This is a genomic window from Stenotrophomonas sp. AR029 (assembly GCF_047520695.2).
In the GTDB taxonomy this organism is placed as follows: Bacteria; Pseudomonadota; Gammaproteobacteria; order Xanthomonadales; family Xanthomonadaceae; genus Stenotrophomonas; species Stenotrophomonas sepilia.
The window spans coordinates 100,542-116,496 of sequence record NZ_JAXBQQ020000006.1 but is presented as its reverse complement, the minus strand read 5'-3'; the positions used below and the strand labels follow the sequence as shown (position 1 = coordinate 116,496).

Sequence of the window (15,955 nt, the reverse complement as noted above, 5' to 3'; positions counted from 1 at the left end):
CGGTGATGCCGGCCAGCGGCCGGCACTACCAGATGCGGTTTATTTCGCGTCGAACTTCACGATCGTGCTGATCGCGGTTTCGTCCGGGATGGTCTTGGTGTCGGCCCAGTCACCGCCGCCGACGCCAAAGTCCAGGCGCTTGACCGTGGCCTTGCCGGTCAGCACCGGCTGGGTGCCCGGCTTCCAGGTGAAGGTCAGCGTGACCGGCTTGCTGACACCACGAAGCTCCAGGGTGCCATCGGCGGCGAACTGGTCATTGCCCATGGCGCGGAAGCCCTTGGCGGTGTAGCGCGCGGTGGCGAACTTGCCGACGTTGAAGAAGTCGGCGCCCTGCAGGGTCGAGTCACGATCGCTGTTGCCGCTCTTGGCGCCTGCCAGCGGAATCACCACATCCAGCGAACCGGCAGCCGGGTTGGCCGGGTCGAAGCTGAGCTTGGTCGCGAAGCCAGGGAAGCTGCCGGTGAACACTTCGCCGTCGTACTTGGTGGCGAACACCAGGATCGAACCGGCGCCGGGAGCCTGCGCGTAATCGGCAGCGAGTGCCGGAGCGGTGGCCAGCATGCCGGCCAGGGCGGCGGCCACGGCGGCCGGAGTGGTCAGTTTCAGGTTCATCGGTCAGTCCTTCTGAGTGGAGGCGAGCCAGCCACGCGGCAACATGCGGGACAGCGTTGCATCGCGCTGGAACAGGTGGTGGTAGAAGGCAGCGCCGGCATGGGCCAGCACCACCGCGATCAACAGCCAGAAGCCGTATTCGTGGAGGGCATGGGACACCGCGACGACCTGCGGGTCGGGGCCGCTCAGCTTGGGCACGTCGACCAGGCCGAACCAACGGAACGGGCGCAGGCCACTGGCCGAATCGTACAGCCAGCCCGACAGCGGGATGGCGAACATCAGCACATACAGCAGCACGTGGGTGGCGCTGGCAATGCGCTCCTGCCAGCTGGGCACGCCCGGCACCGGCTTCGGTGCCCCGGCGTACAGGCGCCAGCCCAGGCGGAACAGCACCAGCGCCAGCACGGTGATGCCGATCGACTTGTGCGCGGTGTAGACCCAGAAGTACTTGGGCGTCTTGGGCAGTTCGTCCATGGTCAGGCCGACCACGCCCAGGGCGAGGATCAGCAGTGCGATCAACCAGTGCAGGATCTGGCTGACGCTCCCCCAGGCGGCGGGGGTGTTCTTGGCGGTCATGAGGGGTCCTCTAGCGGGCCGTCTTGGGGTCGGAGTGTGGAAGGGGAGCGGGAGTTCCCGGGGCGTCGCTGCGGTCGAGGGTGGCTTCCGCCTCGATCCTCAGCTGTACTGCATCACCGATGACGCCCGGCCAGGCGGTGATGCCGAACGCGCGCCGGCTCAGCGTGGTGCTGCCGGAAAAACCGGCGGTGCGTCGGAACGGGGGAAGCGGATAGCGCTTGATGGCGTTGAGGGTCACATCCAGCGTGATTTCCTGGCTGACCCCGCGCAGGGTCAGCGTGCCGATCACGTGGGCGCGCCTGGCATCGATCGGTTCGACTTTGGTGGAGACGAACCGCGCGGTCGGGAAGCGCTCGCCGTCGAGCAGGCTGCGGGCCAAGGTGGCCTGGTTCCACTTGGCATCACCAAGGTCCAGCCGCGACACCGGAATATCCACTTCCACGGTGGCGTCGCGCCAGTTGTCGGGATCGAACCGCACGCGCCCCTCGCTGCCCGATACCGTGCCCATGGCCTGCGAGTAGCCTGCGTGGTCGATCGAGAACAGCACCCGCGTGTGCACCGGATCGAGGCGATAGGTGTCAGCGGCCGCCCAGGCAGGGGCGGTGGCGAGCAGCATCGGCAGCAGGGCCAGGCAGGGACGCATCGATGGCGGGCTCCGGAAGGGGACGCTGCGATCATACGCACAGCCCCCTGCCAACGTTGCGTGCATGGGTGCAACAGTTCGTGGTGGTGCCGCCGCTGGAAACAGGCTGTTGCAGCCATGACCCCGGCCCTGTGTGACAATCGGCGCAGGACAGGGGGTTCAGGATGACGAGCGGTTGGCGCCTGTGGTGCCGTGGCATCGCAGGTATGGGACTGCTGCTGCTGGTGGCGATGGCCACGGCGGCTGCGACCCTGGACATGGCAGAAACACCACGCCTGCGCCGCTTCGGTGCCGCCGAAGGCTTGCCGTCTCGCATGGTGGTGGCGCTGGCCGAGGATCGCCAGGGCCACGTCTGGGCCGCCACCGATGGTGGACTCGCCCGCTATGACGGCAACAGCCTGCGGGTCTGGGAGCACGACCCGGAAAAGCCGGGCTCGTTGCCTGGCAACGAGATCGAGACCCTGCTGATCGACCCGCTGGACCGGGTCTGGGTGGGCATCAATGGCAAGGGCGTGGCACGCCTGGATGCCGACCGCGAGCGCTTCCAGACCTTCGATACGGTCAATTCCACCTGCCAGGGGCAGTTCTGGGCACTGGCCTATGTCGACGACGCCTTGTGGATCGGGACCAACAACCATGGCGTCTGCCGTTTCGGCGAAGACGGCAGTGTGCGCCTCTACACCCATGATCCCGCGCGCCCGGGTGGCCTGCCCAGCAACAGCATCTTCACCAGCCTGGTCGACGCGCGGGGCCGCCTGTGGGTCGGCACCGAAGCCGGTGTGGCGCGTTGGAACGGCAGCGGCTTCGAGCCGGTGGCCGCGCGGGAACTGGGGAGGCTGAGCGTGCTCCGGTTGAGCCGTGATGCAGACGGTTCGATCTGGGTAGGCAGCCAGAACGATGGCCTCTACCGCATCGATGGGCAGGACCGGGTCAGTCGCCCGCGATGGGCCGACAGTGCCCAGCTGCGGTCGGCCCTGGTCCTGGCCGATCGCCAGGGGGGCTACTGGGCGGGTACCTCCGATGGCCTGTTGCGAGGGGATGCGGCGGCGTTGCGCCGGCTGGAGGGGGACCGCGGCAGCGGCTTCCTGACCGCGCACAGCGGTGTGCTTGACCTGCTGCAGGACCACGAGGGCGGACTGTGGGTGGCGTTGCTGACCCAGGGCCTGGCCTATCTGCCACCGGACTGGCGGCGCTTCTCGATCTGGAACCAGCTCGACGGCAAGCCGCTGGACAGCCAGTACCTGTTGAGCGCGGCCAGCGACGGGAAGAACTACTACGTCGGCTCGGCGCGAGGGGTGTACCAGCTTGATGCGCAGGGCACCCTGCGCCTGCTGGCCAGCGACCGGCAGCTCGGCAACGGCGTGGTGTGGTCGGTGCTGCCGCGCCCGGATGGTCGCCTGTGGCTGGGACGCGGCGGCCGCATCAGCGTCTACGATCCGGCCACCGGCGCATTGCGTGATCTGCGGATCGATGGCAGTGCCGACCTGCGCCAGCGCATCGACCTGATGCGGCAGGCCCCTGATGGCACGGTGTGGGTGTCGGTGATGGGCCTGGACCTGCAGCAGCGCGATGCAGAGGGCCGGCTGCTGCACAGTCATCCGCTGGAACATTTCCGCGGGACGGCCGATGCGCCGATCGAGCAGATCCGCTTCGACGCCCACGGCCGGGCCTGGGTGATGGGCGACATGGGCATCTGGCGTGAGCAGGCCGGACGCTTCGAGGCAGTGCCCGGCGTTTCGCGCGGCCCGATCTACGATCTGGCATGGATCGATCCGCAGCAGTTGTGGCTGGCGCGCCAAGGCGCCTTCGAGCGCTACCAGTGGGATGGCATGAGCCTGCGCCTGATCCAGCGCATCGACGGCAGTGCGGGCGTGCCGCCGGTGACCATGGGGGGGCTGGCGCTGGCCGACAATGGCCAGCTGTGGGCCACGACGCCGCGCGGCCTGCTGCGGTGGGACCCGAAGACGCGGCGCCTGCAACAGTTCAACGAACGCGATGGCCTGTCCGATGCCGAGTTCACCGGTCGGCCACCTGCGGTGAACGCCGATGGCCGCGTGTTGGCGGTTACCCAGACCGGCCTGGTCGCCTTTGATGTGAATGCCGACGACACCGTGCTGCCGCCTTCATCGCTGGTGATCGCCGAAGTGCGGGTGCGGCGCGACGACGCACGCGGCTGGCAACCGCTGCCGCTCACCGGCACCCTGCTGCTGGGACCGGACGACCGCGATCTGCAGATCGATGCGCGGCTGCTTTCCTATGCCAGCCCGCAGGGCAACCGGTATCGCTTCCGCGTGCAGGGTTACGACCAGGACTGGGTGGAGCAGGGGGGCGATGGCCAGCGCACCCTGTCGCGGCTGCCGACCGGCCGCTATGTCATCGAGGTGCAGGCCGCGACTGCCCGGGGCGCGTGGACACCTTCGCAGCAGTTGCAGGTGAAGGTGCTGCCGCCGTGGTGGCGCAGCGGCATGGCGATATTCGGCTACATCCTGCTGGGGTCGTTGCTGCTGGTGGTTCTGGTCTGGTCGATCCGCGCGCGGCTGCGCCGCCGCCAGCAATGGCAGCTGACGGTGCACAAGCAGCAGTTGGCCGAGCAGGCCTCGCAGGCCAAGAGCCGTTTCCTGGCTACGCTGGGCCACGAAGTCCGCACGCCAATGACTGGCGTGCTGGGCATGAGCGAACTGCTGCTGGCGACTCCGCTGGATCCGGTGCAGCGCGGCTACGCCGGGTCCATCCAGCAGGCCGGCAGCCATCTGCTGCGGCTGGTCAACGATGCCCTGGACCTGGCCCGGATCGAAGCCGGGCGGCTGGAGCTGGACCTGCGCCCGTTCGATCTGGGGGAGCTGCTGGACCAGGTGCAGGGCCTGATGCAGCCGATCGCGCAGCAACGCCAGCTGGTGTTCCAGCGCGGCGAAGACCCGCCCGGGCCGATCAGTGTCAGTGGCGACGAGATGCGCGTGCGCCAGATCCTGCTGAATCTGCTCGGCAACGCGATCAAATTCACCGAGCGCGGCCACGTCGGCCTGGCCGTACGCCTGGAAGAAAAGGGCGGCCTGTGTTTCGAAGTGCATGACAGCGGCCCGGGCATCAATGCCGAGCAGCAGCAGCGCCTGTTCCATCGTTTCGAACAGGCCGACGGCCCGCGTACCGCGTCGCGCTACGGCGGCAGTGGTCTGGGGCTGGCGATCTGCCAGGAACTGGCGGTGGCGATGGGGGGGCGCATCGAAGTGGACAGCCAGCCTGGCAAGGGCGCGCGGTTCCGCGTGCGCCTGCCCCTGCCCTGGACGCGCCAGGCCGCCAGCGAAGCGGGCGACGTGGCGGCCCTGCCGGAACTGCCGCCGCTGCGCATCCTGCTGGTCGAGGACGATGCCACGGTGGCCGAGGTCATCGCCGGCCTGCTGCGCGTGCGCGGGCATGAGGTGGTCCACGTGCTGCATGGCCTGGGCGCGCTGTCGGAGATCGCCACCGATGGTTTCGACGTCGGCCTGCTCGATCTCGATCTGCCCGCGCTGGACGGTACGGCCATCGCCCGCCAGCTGCGCACCATGGGCTATGAACTGCCGCTGGTGGCGGTGACCGCCCGTTCCGATGCCTATGCCGAAACCCAGGTGCTGGCCGCAGGCTTCGATGGCTTCCTGCGCAAGCCGGTGACCGGCGACCTGCTGGTGACGGCCATCGCCCAGGCGCGTGCGAAACGACAGGCGACTGCGTGACGACGCCGACGCCGGGCGTGAACGGCGCGACTTTCGGTTTACCATGCCGACGCCCGCAGCGCGGGAATCATCAGGACCAGCGTGAGGAGGCAATCGGTGGTGTATCTGCGGGCGGCGATGCTGCTGCTGGTCCTCCTGTGCTGCGCGTTGCCCGCTGCGGCACAGCCGGTGCCTCCGAGCCCGCGGCAGGTGACGGTGTTCGATGGCCTGCCGTCCAATACCGTCAACCGCATGGCCGAGGATCGCTACGGTTACCTGTGGATCGCCACCAACGATGGCCTGGCCCGCTATGACGGCCGCACCTACCGCGTGTGGCGTTCCGAGGATGGACTGCGTGACAACCGCATCTGGACGGTGCTGGTCGATGCCCGCAACCAGTTGTGGATAGGCACCGAGAACGCCGGCCTGGTGCGCATGTCGGCCGACCGCCGCCAGTTGCACTTCTACGACCGCAGCAGCCAGCCGTTGATGGGTACCAACACGGTCTGGAGCCTGGCCAGCACGCCTGATGGCTCGATCTGGTTCGGTACCCACGAAGGCGGCCTGTACCGCCTGGACAGCCAGGATCGCCTGCAGCGCTTCCTGCCCGAGCCGAACAATCCGCGCAGCCTGCCTTCGTCGTCGGTGCCCTACCTGGCCACGCTGGCCGATGGCAGCCTGTGGATCGGCACCAAGCATGGCGTGGCGCGCTGGACCGGGACCGACTTCGAGCGTGTCGGTACGGACATCATCCCCAGCCTTCTGATCAACGGACTGACCGCCGAACCGGATGGCAGCCTGTGGATCAGCACGATGGCCGGCGCCACCGTGCGCCGCCCGGATGGCCGCTTCGAAGCCCCCCCGTGGAAGCTGCCGCCGGGCGAGCAGGTGCTGGGCATGATGCTGCGCGACGAGCAGGGCGGGCACTGGCTGGATACACGCACCGGGCTGGGGCGTGCGGTCGATGGCCAGTACCAGACCGTGCCGCTGTACAGCGCGATCGCGCGCGGTCCGGTACGGCCGAACTGGACCGGTGCCTACGAGGACCGCGAAGGTGGCATCTGGTTGGCCAGCACCAATGCCGGGCTGTGGCACCTGCTGCCACGCTGGTGGCAGTTCTCGGTGCTGTCGCGCCTGGAGGACGACCCCAGCTCGCTGCGCAATGCGCTCGTGCTGGGTACCAGCCCCTCCAGCAACGGCGGCGTCTGGACGGTGGGCAGCCATGGCGCGCTGGACCGCTTCGATCCGAAGACCGGCAGGATCGAGCAGCATCGCACCTGGGTCAACGGCATGCACTGGTTGACCTCGGTGCGTGAGGACCGGCGTGGCCAGGTCTGGATTGGATCGACCGATGCGCTGGTGCGCTACGACCCGCAACGGCGCGAACTGCGTCGTTGGGGCCGTGATGCCGGTGCAGATGCGGCGATGGAAGGGGTGGTCGAAGCGATGATGACCTGCGACGGCGACAGCCTCTGGTTGATGCTGCCCGCAGGCGTGCAGCAGCGCGATCTCGACGGCCACGTGCGGCGCCAGCTGGACAATGGCCAGCGCGGCCTGCAGCAGGGCCAGCTCAACCTCGATGTGGAATGCGGTCCGCAGGACCACATCTGGCTGGCCAGCAGCCGTGGCCTGTTGCAGTGGCTGCCGGAAAGCGAGCGCTTCCAGCCGGTGCCGGGTGCGCCGGCAACGGCGATCCATGCGTTGCATGTGGGCCGTGACGGCCAGGTCTGGTTGTCCGAGGATGGTCGCCTGTCCCGTTACCGCTGGAGCCAGGGACGCCTGGAACGGCAGGCGGTGGTCGGTGCCGAACAGGGCTATCCGGCGATCTCCGCCTCCGGCCTGGTGGTGGATGCGCAGGGCGTGGCCTGGGCGACCAGCGCACGCGGCCTGGTACGTGTCAGTGCCGATGGGCAGAGCGTGCGCCTGTACGGCGTGCACGACGGCCTGCCAAGCCAGGAATTCCGCGAGCACACCTTGATCGCAGCGGCCGATGGCCATCTGGTGGCCGGAACGGCAGCGGGCGCGGTGGTGTTCGACCCGGAGCAGGTACGGCCTTCGGTCCGTCGCGCCCCGCTGGTGATCGAGCGGGTGGAAGTGCGCCGCAACGAGCAGGTGCTGGACATGACCCACGATGCGCCGTTGCAGATCGCCGATGGCGACCGCGACCTGCGCATCGTCGCGCGATTGCTGTCCTTCGCCGACTCGGCGTCCAATACGTACCGCTACCGCCTGGCCGGCTACGACCCCGATTGGGTCGAAGTCGGCCCGGCCGGCGAGCGCCTGTTCTCGCGCCTGGCGCCGGGCAGCTACCGGCTGGAAGTACAGGCCCGGTCGGCCGACCATGTGTGGTCGCGGGTGCAGAGCCTGGAATTTCGCGTGCAGCCGCCGTGGTGGCGCAGCCTGTCCGGCCTGCTGGTGCTGGCGTCGGTCGGGTTGCTGCTGACCAGCTGGTTTGCCTGGCTGTACCGACGCCGCCTGCAGCGGCGGCACGCCTACCAGCTGGCGCTGCACAAGCAGGAACTGGCCGAGCAGGCGTCGGCGGCCAAGACCCGCTTCCTGGCCAACCTTGGCCATGAGATCCGCACGCCGATGACCGGCGTGCTGGGCATGAGCGAGCTGCTGCTTGCCTCGCCACTGGACCCGCAGCAGCGTGGCTACACGCAGTCGATCCGGCATGCTGGCGAGCACCTGCTGCACCTGGTCAACGATGCGCTGGACCTGGCGCGGATCGAGTCCGGGCGCCTGGAACTGCAGTCGCAGTCGTTTGCGTTGAATGGCCTGTTGCAGGATCTGGCGGCGCTGATGGGCCCGCTGGCTGCACAGAAGGGCCTGCGCTTCGTCCTCGACAACCAGCTGCCTGCGGGCCTGCAGGCGACCGGTGATGCCATGCGCGTGCGGCAGATCCTGCTCAACCTGCTGTCGAACGCAGTGAAATTCACCAGCCGCGGCACTATCACCCTGCATGCACGTTGCGATGGCGAGCTGCGTGCGCTGCACTTCGAGGTGCGCGATACCGGCCCGGGCATCAGCCAGGAACAACAGCAGCGCCTGTTCCGCCGCTTCGAGCAGGCCGATGGTGCACGAACCGCCGCGCAGTACGGTGGCAGTGGCCTCGGTCTGGCGATCTGCCGCGAGCTGGCGCATGCGATGCAGGGGCGGATCCAGGTGGAGAGCCAGCTGGGTCGGGGCACCTGTTTCGGCGTGACCTTGCCGTTGCCGCTGGTGGTGAACAGCGATGCCGAGGCATCGGCCGAGGGGCATCGCGACGAAGCGGCGAACATGCCGCCGCTGCGGGTGCTGCTGGTCGAGGACGATGCCACCGTGGCCGACGTGGTGCGTGGCCTGTTGAGCGCACGCGGCCACGAGGTGGTGCATGCCGGCCATGCGCTGGCGGCGCTGCGCGAGATCAGTGCCGGCGATTTCGACGTCGGCCTGCTGGATCTGGACCTGCCGGGCCTGAGTGGTTTCGAGCTGGCCCAGCACCTGCGCAACCAGGGCTACATGCTGCCGCTGCTGGCAGTGACGGCGCGGACCGATCCGGACCTGCAGCAGCAGGTGGAAGCAGCCGGCATTGGCGGCTTCCTGCGCAAGCCGGTGACTGGTGAGCTGTTGGTGGAAGCGATCGCCAGGGCCACGGGTAGGTAGGTTCTGCAGGGCCTGTGGACCCACCCCGCCTTCGACAGAATTCTGCGAGCTGTTGAAATGGCGTGGGGTCAGATCCGTTTCCCGTAGGAAAACGGATCTGACCCCAGATCGATTTCGATATCTGACAGATGTGTCGACCAAGGTCGACACCTACCAAGAGCCGCCGGAATCCGTCAGAGGTGGGGCGGTGTCGCAGTGCGGGGTGTCAGCCGCATGGATGCGGCTGACAAGCCTACAGGGACGTACTTGCGGCGTCCCCGCACTGCGACACCGCCCCGCCAACCCACGGAATGCCGCTTTGGCTGTTGCTGTTGCCGGCCAGCGGCCGGCACTACCGCGGGGGCAGGGCCGCAGGCCCTGCCGAACCATCCTCACTCCGCGACGTGCTCGACCTGCCGCGGTTCGGGCTTGGTGTCAGGCAGCTGCCAGAAGATCATCGTCGAGGTCAGGGTGATCGCGCCCACGCACAGGAATGTGGCATGCAGCGCGGCGGTCGCGCTGTTGCTGTCCAGGTGATTGCCGAACGCGGCCAGCAGGCTGCCGGCCGCCGCAGCGCCGAAACCGGCGGCCAGCATCATCACCATCGACAGCAGGCTGTTGCCGGAACTGGCGAATTCGCGGTCAAGGTCGCGCAGCGTCACGGTGTTCATCACGGTGAACTGCAGTGAATTGACCGCGCCGAAGAACGCAAGCTGCACCAGGCGCCAGGCCAGGTGCTGGCCAGGTGTCATCAGGATGAAGCTGGCCATTGCCAGCCCCACCAGCACGGTGTTGGTCATCAGCACGCGGCGGTAGCCGTAACGTTCGACCAGCTTCACTGCCAGTTTCTTCGACACCATGCCAGCCGCCGCTACGGGCACCATCATCAGGCCGGCGTTCATCGGGCCGAGGCCGAGGCCGACCTGCAGCAGCAGCGGGATCAGCATCGGCATGGCACTGCTGCCGATGCGTGAGAACAGGTTGCCGAGGATGCCGATGCGGTAGCTGGGTACGCGGAACAGGGCCAGCGAGAACAAGGGTGCGGTGGAATTGGCGGCATGCAGCCAGTAGCCCACCAGCGCAGCCAGGCCCGCGACCGTCATCAGCATCACCAGCGCGTGTGGGGTGCCGAGTCCGGAGATGCCGTCCAAGGCCAGCGACAGCACCACCATCGCAAAGGCCAGCATGATGTAGCCGCGCAGGTCGAAACGGGTGCGATGGCTGGCGTAATGGTCGGGCATGATCTTCATCGCGGCGATGAAACCGATCACGCCGATCGGCAGGTTGATCAGGAACACCCAGTGCCATGAGGCGATCTCGACCAGCCAGCCGCCCAGCGTCGGGCCGATCAGCGGGCCGACCAGCGCGGGGATGGCGATGAAGCTCATCGCGCGCAGGAAATCCTCGCGCGGCACCGAGCGCATCACCGCCAGCCGACCGACCGGCAGCAGCATCGCACCGCCGATGCCCTGCAGCACGCGCGCGCCGACCAGCTGGTGCAGGTGCTGGGCCAACGCGCAGGCCAGCGAGCCGAGGGTGAACAGGATGATCGCCACCAGGAAGGTGCGCCGGGTGCCATAGCGGTCGGCGATCCAGCCCGAGGCGGGAATGAAGGTGGCGACCGCCAGCGCATAGCTGAACACCACCGACTGCATCTGCAGCGGGCTCTCGCCCAGGCTGGCCGCCATCGCTGGCAGCGCCGTGTTGACGATGGTCGAGTCCAGCATCTGCATGAAGATCGCCAGGGACACCAGCCACAGCAGGGGACGCTGGCGGTTGTAGGTCGATGGCGATGTGGACATGGGGTGTGGCCGGTGCAGCGTGGGGGCCGCCATGATCGCGCACTGCGGGTCACGGCGCGATCAACATCGCGCCGTGATGGCATGCGGAATGCTCAGCGTTGGCTGTGCGCGTGCACCGCGTCGACCAGGACCTGCACATGCGCCGGGTCCATGTCCGGCGACATGCCGTGGCCGAGGTTGAACACATGGCCTTCGCGCGAGCCGCCGTTGCCGGCGGCATAGGTGTCGAGCACGCGCGCTGCGGCCGTGGCGATCGCATCCGGCGAGGCGTACAGCGTGGTCGGGTCGAGGTTGCCCTGCAGCGCGACGCGACCACCGGTGCGGCGCATTGCTTCGTCCAGGTCCAGCGTCCAGTCCAGGCCAAGTGCATCGGCGCCGGTCTGCGACAGTGCTTCCAGGTGCAGGCCGGTGCCCTTGCCGAACAGGATCAGCGGCGTGCGCTCGCTGCCTTCGCCGCGATCCAGGCCCTGTGCAATCCGCTGCAGGTAACGCAGCGAGAACTCGCGGTACATCGCCGGGGACAGCACGCCACCCCAGGTGTCGAACACCTGCAGCGCCTGCGCACCGGCCGCGCGTTGCGCACCGAGGTAGGCGATCACCGCTTCGGTGGTGACCTCCAGCAGGCGGTGCAGCGCCTGCGGATGGTTCAGCGCCATCGCCTTGATGCGTGCGAAATCCTTGCTGCCGCCGCCTTCCACCATGTAGCAGGCCAGCGTCCAGGGGCTGCCGGAGAAGCCGATCAGCGGCACCTGGCCGTCCAGCTCGCGGCGGATCAGGCGTACCGCATCCATCACGTAGCCCAGGTCCTGCTCCATGTCCGGCACCGCCAGCTTGGCGATGGCCGCTTCATCACGCACCGGATGGCGGAACTTCGGGCCTTCGCCTTCGACGAAGTACAGCTCCAGGCCCATCGCATCGGGAATGGTGAGGATGTCCGAGAACAGGATGGCTGCGTCCAGGGGGAACCGGCGCAGCGGCTGCAGGGTGACTTCGCAGGCGATCTCCGGGGTCTTGGCCATGGCCAGGAAGCTACCGGCCTTGGCCCGGGTCGCGCGGTATTCCGGCAGGTAGCGGCCGGCCTGGCGCATCAGCCAGACGGGGGTGCAGTCCACCGGTTCGCGGCGCAGGGCGCGCAGCAGGCGATCGTTGCGGAGAGGGCTGGTCACGATGGGCATTCCTTGGACGGGAGGAGCAGCGGCGTCAGTCGCCGTGCGAAAGGATCTGGAAGCCGCGATGCAGTTCGGCATCGCGGGCCTTCTCGAAGGCGTGGCGGGCGTCGTCGGCCTGCAGGAACAGCTCGCGCCGCAGCTGCGAGCGGCTGCCGACGCGGCCGCTCTCGCGCAGCAGCTCCCAGCCGCCGAACAGGTCCGGCTGCAGGCTCAGGCGCAGGAAACGCGGTGCCTGCGCACCGGCGTCGGGATGTTGCAGGTAGACGTGCATGGCGCCGATTGTAGCGGGGCAGGGGTGACCCCTGCCGCAACGTGGTAGTGCCGGCCGCTGGCCGGCAACTTCATGCGTGGAGGAGCCGGCCAGCGGCCGGCTCTACCTGGCTGACAGCACCTTCAGTACCGCCGCCTCATCGACGTCCGGCACCACTTCGGCGCGGCCCATGCCGCGCCACAGCACCAGGCGCAGGCGGCCGGCCACGTTCTTCTTGTCCAGGCGCATGCGGCCGAGCAGGGCCTGCGGGTCCAGCCCGGCCGGGATCGCCACCGGCAGGCCGAGGCGTTCCAACAGTGCCTGCAGGCGAGCGCGGTCGGCATCGTCGGCCAGGCCGAGGTCGGTGGACAGCTTCGCCGCCAGCACCATGCCCACCGCCACCGCCTCGCCATGGTTCAGCGCATCGCGGCCTGGAGCCGAGTAGCCCTGCTCGGTTTCGATGGCATGGCCGAAGGTATGCCCGAGGTTGAGCAGGGCACGTTCGCCCTTCTCGAACGGATCGCGCTCGACGATGGCGGCCTTGTGCCGGCAGCTGCGCGCGATGGCTTCGGAAAGCACGTGGTCTTCACCGGCGACCAGCGCATCGGCATGCTGCTGCAGCCATTCGAAGAACACCGCGTCGCCCAGCGCACCGTACTTCACCACTTCGGCCAGGCCTGCACGCAGTTCGCGCGGCGGCAGGGTGGCCAGCACGCGGGTATCTGCGATGACCGCACGCGGCGGATGGAAGGCGCCGACCAGGTTCTTGCCGGCCGGGATGTCGACGGCGGTCTTGCCGCCCACCGACGAATCGACCATCGCCAGCAGGGTGGTCGGCAGCTGCACGCAGTCCACGCCGCGCATCCAGCAGGCGGCGGCAAATCCGGCAAGGTCACCGACCACGCCGCCGCCGAGGGCGAAGACACAGGCGTCGCGCGTGGCGCCGAGCGCCGCAAGCGCTTCGATCGCGCGGCCGAATTCGGCCAGCGTCTTGGAGGCCTCACCGGCGGCCAGCACGTGCTCGCCGATGATCAGGTCGGGGCGCGCGGCCAGCAGGGTCTGCTTCACTGGTGCCAGATAGCGCGGGGCGACTTCGCTGTCGCTGAGCAGCAGCACGTGGCGGCCGCGAACGTGCGCGGCCAGTGCAGCGCCATCGGCCTGGGCACCGGCGCCGATGGTGATGGTGTAGGGGCGGTCGCCGCCAACGGCGACCTGCAGCAGGGCGGGGGAAGTCATGCAGTCAGGTCCTGGCGCTGCCATTGCGTGGCCAGCTTGACCACCAGCTGGGCAGTCGCATCGGCAGCGGTGTACGGGTCGGTATCGAGGGTGAGGTCGGCCAGTTCGCGGTATAGCGGGTCGCGGTGTGCGGCCAGGTCGTGCAGCACCTGCTCGCGGTCCGGGCGTTGCAGCAGCGGCCGGCCCTTGTCGCGGGCCAGGCGTTCCAGCTGCGCGGTCACGCTGACCCGCAGGTAGACCACGAAGCCGCGGCGGGCGATCAGTGCACGGTTGTCGGGGTCCAGCACCGCGCCGCCGCCGGTGGAGACCAGCTGGCCGCGGCCTTCCAGCACACGGGCCAGGGCCTCGCGTTCATGGTTGCGGAAACCGGCTTCGCCGGCGTGCTCGAAGATGGTCGGGATGCTGGCACCGGCGGCATCGACGATGGCCTGGTCGACATCGACGAAGTCCAGCGTGAAGCGCTCGGCCAAGCGGCGGCCGATGCAGGTTTTGCCGGCGCCCATCGGGCCGATCAGGATCAGGTTCGGAGCAGGATTCATGCCCTCTGATGCTAACACCTCCGTGCCCTGGCCTTTACGTTCTTCACGTCAGGGTAGGCGTTCCAGCGGGGTCTCCCGCGCCAGCCGGAGTACAGGCCATGACGGTCGCCAAGGTCATCGAAATCACCGCCTCCTCGCCGAAGAGCGTGGAGGACGCCGTGCGCAGCGGGCTGAAGAAGGTCTCCGAGACGGTCAAGGGCATCCAGGGCGCCTGGGTGAACGAGACCAAGGTGGTCACCAATGGCAGCGGCGAGATCACCGAATGGCGGGTCAACCTGCGGGTGACCTTCCTGGTGGAATAGGCGTGCTCAGCGCACGTCCTGCACTTGGCGCTGGCCGTCCAGTACCACCACGTGGTCGGCGAGGGCGGGCAGGGTGTGCAGTGCCTGCCGACTGACCCGCTCGTAGTACTGCACGAAGCGCTCCAGCTGTGGCCGGCTCATGCCGTGCCGGCCCGGCTGCGCGGCTTGCAGGTTCTGCTCCTGCTGCCAGCGCCAGCGCGGTACCACCGAAAAATCCGGCGGATGAAGGAACCATAGCCGGTCGCAGCGCTGCCACAGCGCCGGGTAGTCGCGGGCCAGCGCCTGGTTGCACCAGCGCCGCCAGCGGCCATCGGCGTCGGCCTCGCGCTCCAGCGCGTTCAACGGGCTGTCCAGCGCGTTGTCATCCTGCGCGGGCGTGCCCAGAAACCAGCCTTCGAACACCAGCAGGTCCAGCGGTTGGTGCAGGCGCGGCCATTGCGCTTCGGGCAGGCGTTCGTCGGCCAGCTTGTCGAAACGCGGCATCGCGAAGGGCTGGCGCGCTGCCACCGCATCCAGCACTGCGTGGGCCAGCGGCAGGTCATGGGTTCCCGGCGGGCCCCGGGTGATCAGCAGTGGATGCACCTGGCGGGCCAGCCGCTGCCGCTGTGCGCGGGTCAGGTAGACATCATCAATGGACAGCGTGGCGGCGTTCAGGCCGCGTGCCTGGGCGCGGGCCACGACCTGCGCGGCCAGCGTCGATTTGCCGCTCCCCTGCAGGCCGCTGATCGCCAATACTGGAACCGCTGCGCCACTGCCCAGTGCGTCGTCCAGCACCTGTTCGGCCAATGTTTCGGGGAATCCTTTCACCTGGGGCATATACGCAGCAGCGGCCATGCAGCCACAATAGCCCAATCCGTGTGAGAAGAACGCAATCATGAGCGACCTGTACGCCGAAGCCCTGTCCACGTTTGCCAGCCTGTTCGAAGAGGCCAGGCAGAGCCGCGAGGTCGAGCCGAACGCCATGACCGTGGCCACCGCCGATACGCACGGCCGTCCGTCGGCGCGCACCGTGCTGCTGAAGGCGTTCGATGAGCGTGGCTTCGTGTTCTACACCCACCTGGACAGCCACAAGGGCCGGGAGCTGCAGGCCAATCCGCAGGCTGCACTGCTGTTCCTGTGGCGCAGCCTGCGCGAGGCCGGCATCCAGGTGCGCATCGAGGGTCGCGTCGAGCAGGTGGCCGATGCCGAGGCCGACGCCTATTTCGCCAGCCGCCCGCGGATGAGCCAGATCGGCGCCTGGGCTTCGCAGCAGTCGAAGACGCTGGCCACGCGCGAGGAATTCGACGCGCGCGTGGCCGAGGTCGAAGCCCGCTTCGAGGGCCAGGACGTGCCGCGCCCGGACGGCTGGAGCGGCCTGCGCGTGGTGCCTGACCGCATCGAGTTCTGGTACGGCGCGCAGTTCCGCCTGCACGAGCGCTGGTGCTATGAAGCCGGTGCTGAAGGGCGCTGGAGCAAGCGACTGCTGTATCCGTAAGTCAGGGCGGTGCCGGGGCTGCTGTAGAGCCGAGCCCAT

General features: G+C 68.5%; 13 protein-coding genes. 4 read left to right on the top strand and 9 right to left on the bottom strand.

Going from position 1 to position 15,955, the window contains the following annotated elements:
- Positions 1-39: 39 nt before the first annotated feature.
- Genes ACM0PB_RS17030 through ACM0PB_RS17020 form a run of 3 tightly spaced genes read right to left on the bottom strand, consistent with a single transcriptional unit; the run spans position 40 to position 1,831 of the window.
- Positions 40-612: a YceI family protein gene (locus tag ACM0PB_RS17030; RefSeq protein ID WP_005418389.1), complete on the bottom strand. Its 573-nt coding sequence runs from the start codon at positions 610-612 to the stop codon at positions 40-42.
- A gap of 3 nt (positions 613-615) precedes the next feature.
- Entirely contained in the window at positions 616-1,188 is a 573-nt protein-coding gene (locus tag ACM0PB_RS17025) for a cytochrome b (RefSeq protein WP_414604694.1), read from the bottom strand.
- Between the two features lie 10 nt (positions 1,189-1,198).
- The gene (locus ACM0PB_RS17020) at positions 1,199-1,831 is read right to left on the bottom strand and encodes a YceI family protein (protein ID WP_053499626.1); all 633 of its coding nucleotides are present in this window, start codon (positions 1,829-1,831) and stop codon (positions 1,199-1,201) included.
- Positions 1,832-1,995: 164 nt separating this feature from the next.
- Here ACM0PB_RS17020 and ACM0PB_RS17015 point away from each other — a divergent pair, with 164 nt between their 5' ends.
- Both ACM0PB_RS17015 and ACM0PB_RS17010 read left to right on the top strand, forming a co-directional pair.
- A complete protein-coding gene (locus ACM0PB_RS17015; protein WP_414604692.1) occupies positions 1,996-5,541 on the top strand; it encodes a hybrid sensor histidine kinase/response regulator in 3,546 nt (1,181 codons plus the stop codon).
- A 96-nt stretch (positions 5,542-5,637) separates the two neighbouring features.
- The gene (locus tag ACM0PB_RS17010; RefSeq protein WP_065178207.1) at positions 5,638-9,165 is read left to right on the top strand and encodes a hybrid sensor histidine kinase/response regulator; all 3,528 of its coding nucleotides are present in this window, start codon (positions 5,638-5,640) and stop codon (positions 9,163-9,165) included.
- A 371-nt stretch (positions 9,166-9,536) separates the two neighbouring features.
- Here the strand turns inward: ACM0PB_RS17010 and mdtD are convergent, their stop codons facing one another.
- From mdtD to ACM0PB_RS16985, 5 genes are all read right to left on the bottom strand, one after another.
- On the bottom strand, positions 9,537-10,946 hold the full coding sequence (gene mdtD, locus ACM0PB_RS17005; protein WP_005418383.1) for a multidrug transporter subunit MdtD: 1,410 nt from the start codon (positions 10,944-10,946) through the stop codon (positions 9,537-9,539).
- Positions 10,947-11,038: 92 nt separating this feature from the next.
- The gene (gene hemE / locus ACM0PB_RS17000; RefSeq protein WP_032954409.1) at positions 11,039-12,121 is read right to left on the bottom strand and encodes a uroporphyrinogen decarboxylase; all 1,083 of its coding nucleotides are present in this window, start codon (positions 12,119-12,121) and stop codon (positions 11,039-11,041) included.
- Positions 12,122-12,146: 25 nt separating this feature from the next.
- Entirely contained in the window at positions 12,147-12,386 is a 240-nt protein-coding gene (locus ACM0PB_RS16995; RefSeq protein WP_053498927.1) for a WGR domain-containing protein, read from the bottom strand.
- A gap of 102 nt (positions 12,387-12,488) precedes the next feature.
- A complete protein-coding gene (gene aroB / locus ACM0PB_RS16990; protein WP_005418377.1) occupies positions 12,489-13,601 on the bottom strand; it encodes a 3-dehydroquinate synthase in 1,113 nt (370 codons plus the stop codon).
- Positions 13,598-14,140 carry a shikimate kinase gene (locus tag ACM0PB_RS16985; RefSeq protein WP_005418375.1) on the bottom strand — a complete coding sequence of 181 codons (543 nt, stop codon included), beginning with the start codon at positions 14,138-14,140 and terminating at the stop codon, positions 13,598-13,600. The genes aroB and ACM0PB_RS16985 overlap by 4 nt, the downstream gene beginning before the upstream one ends.
- A 98-nt stretch (positions 14,141-14,238) precedes the next feature.
- On the opposite strand from ACM0PB_RS16985, the gene ACM0PB_RS16980 reads away from it, so the two are divergent.
- Positions 14,239-14,442: a dodecin family protein gene (locus ACM0PB_RS16980; protein WP_005410663.1), complete on the top strand. Its 204-nt coding sequence runs from the start codon at positions 14,239-14,241 to the stop codon at positions 14,440-14,442.
- A 6-nt stretch (positions 14,443-14,448) separates the two neighbouring features.
- Here the strand turns inward: ACM0PB_RS16980 and ACM0PB_RS16975 are convergent, their stop codons facing one another.
- A complete protein-coding gene (locus ACM0PB_RS16975) occupies positions 14,449-15,276 on the bottom strand; it encodes a kinase (RefSeq protein ID WP_139727511.1) in 828 nt (275 codons plus the stop codon).
- A 40-nt stretch (positions 15,277-15,316) separates the two neighbouring features.
- Here ACM0PB_RS16975 and pdxH point away from each other — a divergent pair, with 40 nt between their 5' ends.
- Positions 15,317-15,916 carry a pyridoxamine 5'-phosphate oxidase gene (pdxH, locus tag ACM0PB_RS16970; protein ID WP_065178210.1) on the top strand — a complete coding sequence of 200 codons (600 nt, stop codon included), beginning with the start codon at positions 15,317-15,319 and terminating at the stop codon, positions 15,914-15,916.
- The last annotated feature ends 39 nt before the right edge of the window (positions 15,917-15,955 follow it).

Excerpts from the sequence above, each read along its gene's own strand:
- ACM0PB_RS16985 (WP_005418375.1), bottom strand. The coding sequence starts at position 14,140 with ATGAATCCTGCTCCGAACCTGATCCTGATCGGCCCGATGGGCGCCGGC.
- mdtD (WP_005418383.1), bottom strand. The coding sequence starts at position 10,946 with ATGTCCACATCGCCATCGACCTACAACCGCCAGCGTCCCCTGCTGTGG.
- ACM0PB_RS16995 (WP_053498927.1), bottom strand. The coding sequence starts at position 12,386 with ATGCACGTCTACCTGCAACATCCCGACGCCGGTGCGCAGGCACCGCGT.
- hemE (WP_032954409.1), bottom strand. The coding sequence starts at position 12,121 with ATGCCCATCGTGACCAGCCCTCTCCGCAACGATCGCCTGCTGCGCGCC.
- ACM0PB_RS16975 (WP_139727511.1), bottom strand. The coding sequence starts at position 15,276 with ATGGCCGCTGCTGCGTATATGCCCCAGGTGAAAGGATTCCCCGAAACA.
- ACM0PB_RS16980 (WP_005410663.1), top strand. The coding sequence starts at position 14,239 with ATGACGGTCGCCAAGGTCATCGAAATCACCGCCTCCTCGCCGAAGAGC.
- ACM0PB_RS17015 (WP_414604692.1), top strand. The coding sequence starts at position 1,996 with ATGACGAGCGGTTGGCGCCTGTGGTGCCGTGGCATCGCAGGTATGGGA.
- ACM0PB_RS17025 (WP_414604694.1), bottom strand. The coding sequence starts at position 1,188 with ATGACCGCCAAGAACACCCCCGCCGCCTGGGGGAGCGTCAGCCAGATC.
- ACM0PB_RS17020 (WP_053499626.1), bottom strand. The coding sequence starts at position 1,831 with ATGCGTCCCTGCCTGGCCCTGCTGCCGATGCTGCTCGCCACCGCCCCT.
- pdxH (WP_065178210.1), top strand. The coding sequence starts at position 15,317 with ATGAGCGACCTGTACGCCGAAGCCCTGTCCACGTTTGCCAGCCTGTTC.
- aroB (WP_005418377.1), bottom strand. The coding sequence starts at position 13,601 with ATGACTTCCCCCGCCCTGCTGCAGGTCGCCGTTGGCGGCGACCGCCCC.
- ACM0PB_RS17030 (WP_005418389.1), bottom strand. The coding sequence starts at position 612 with ATGAACCTGAAACTGACCACTCCGGCCGCCGTGGCCGCCGCCCTGGCC.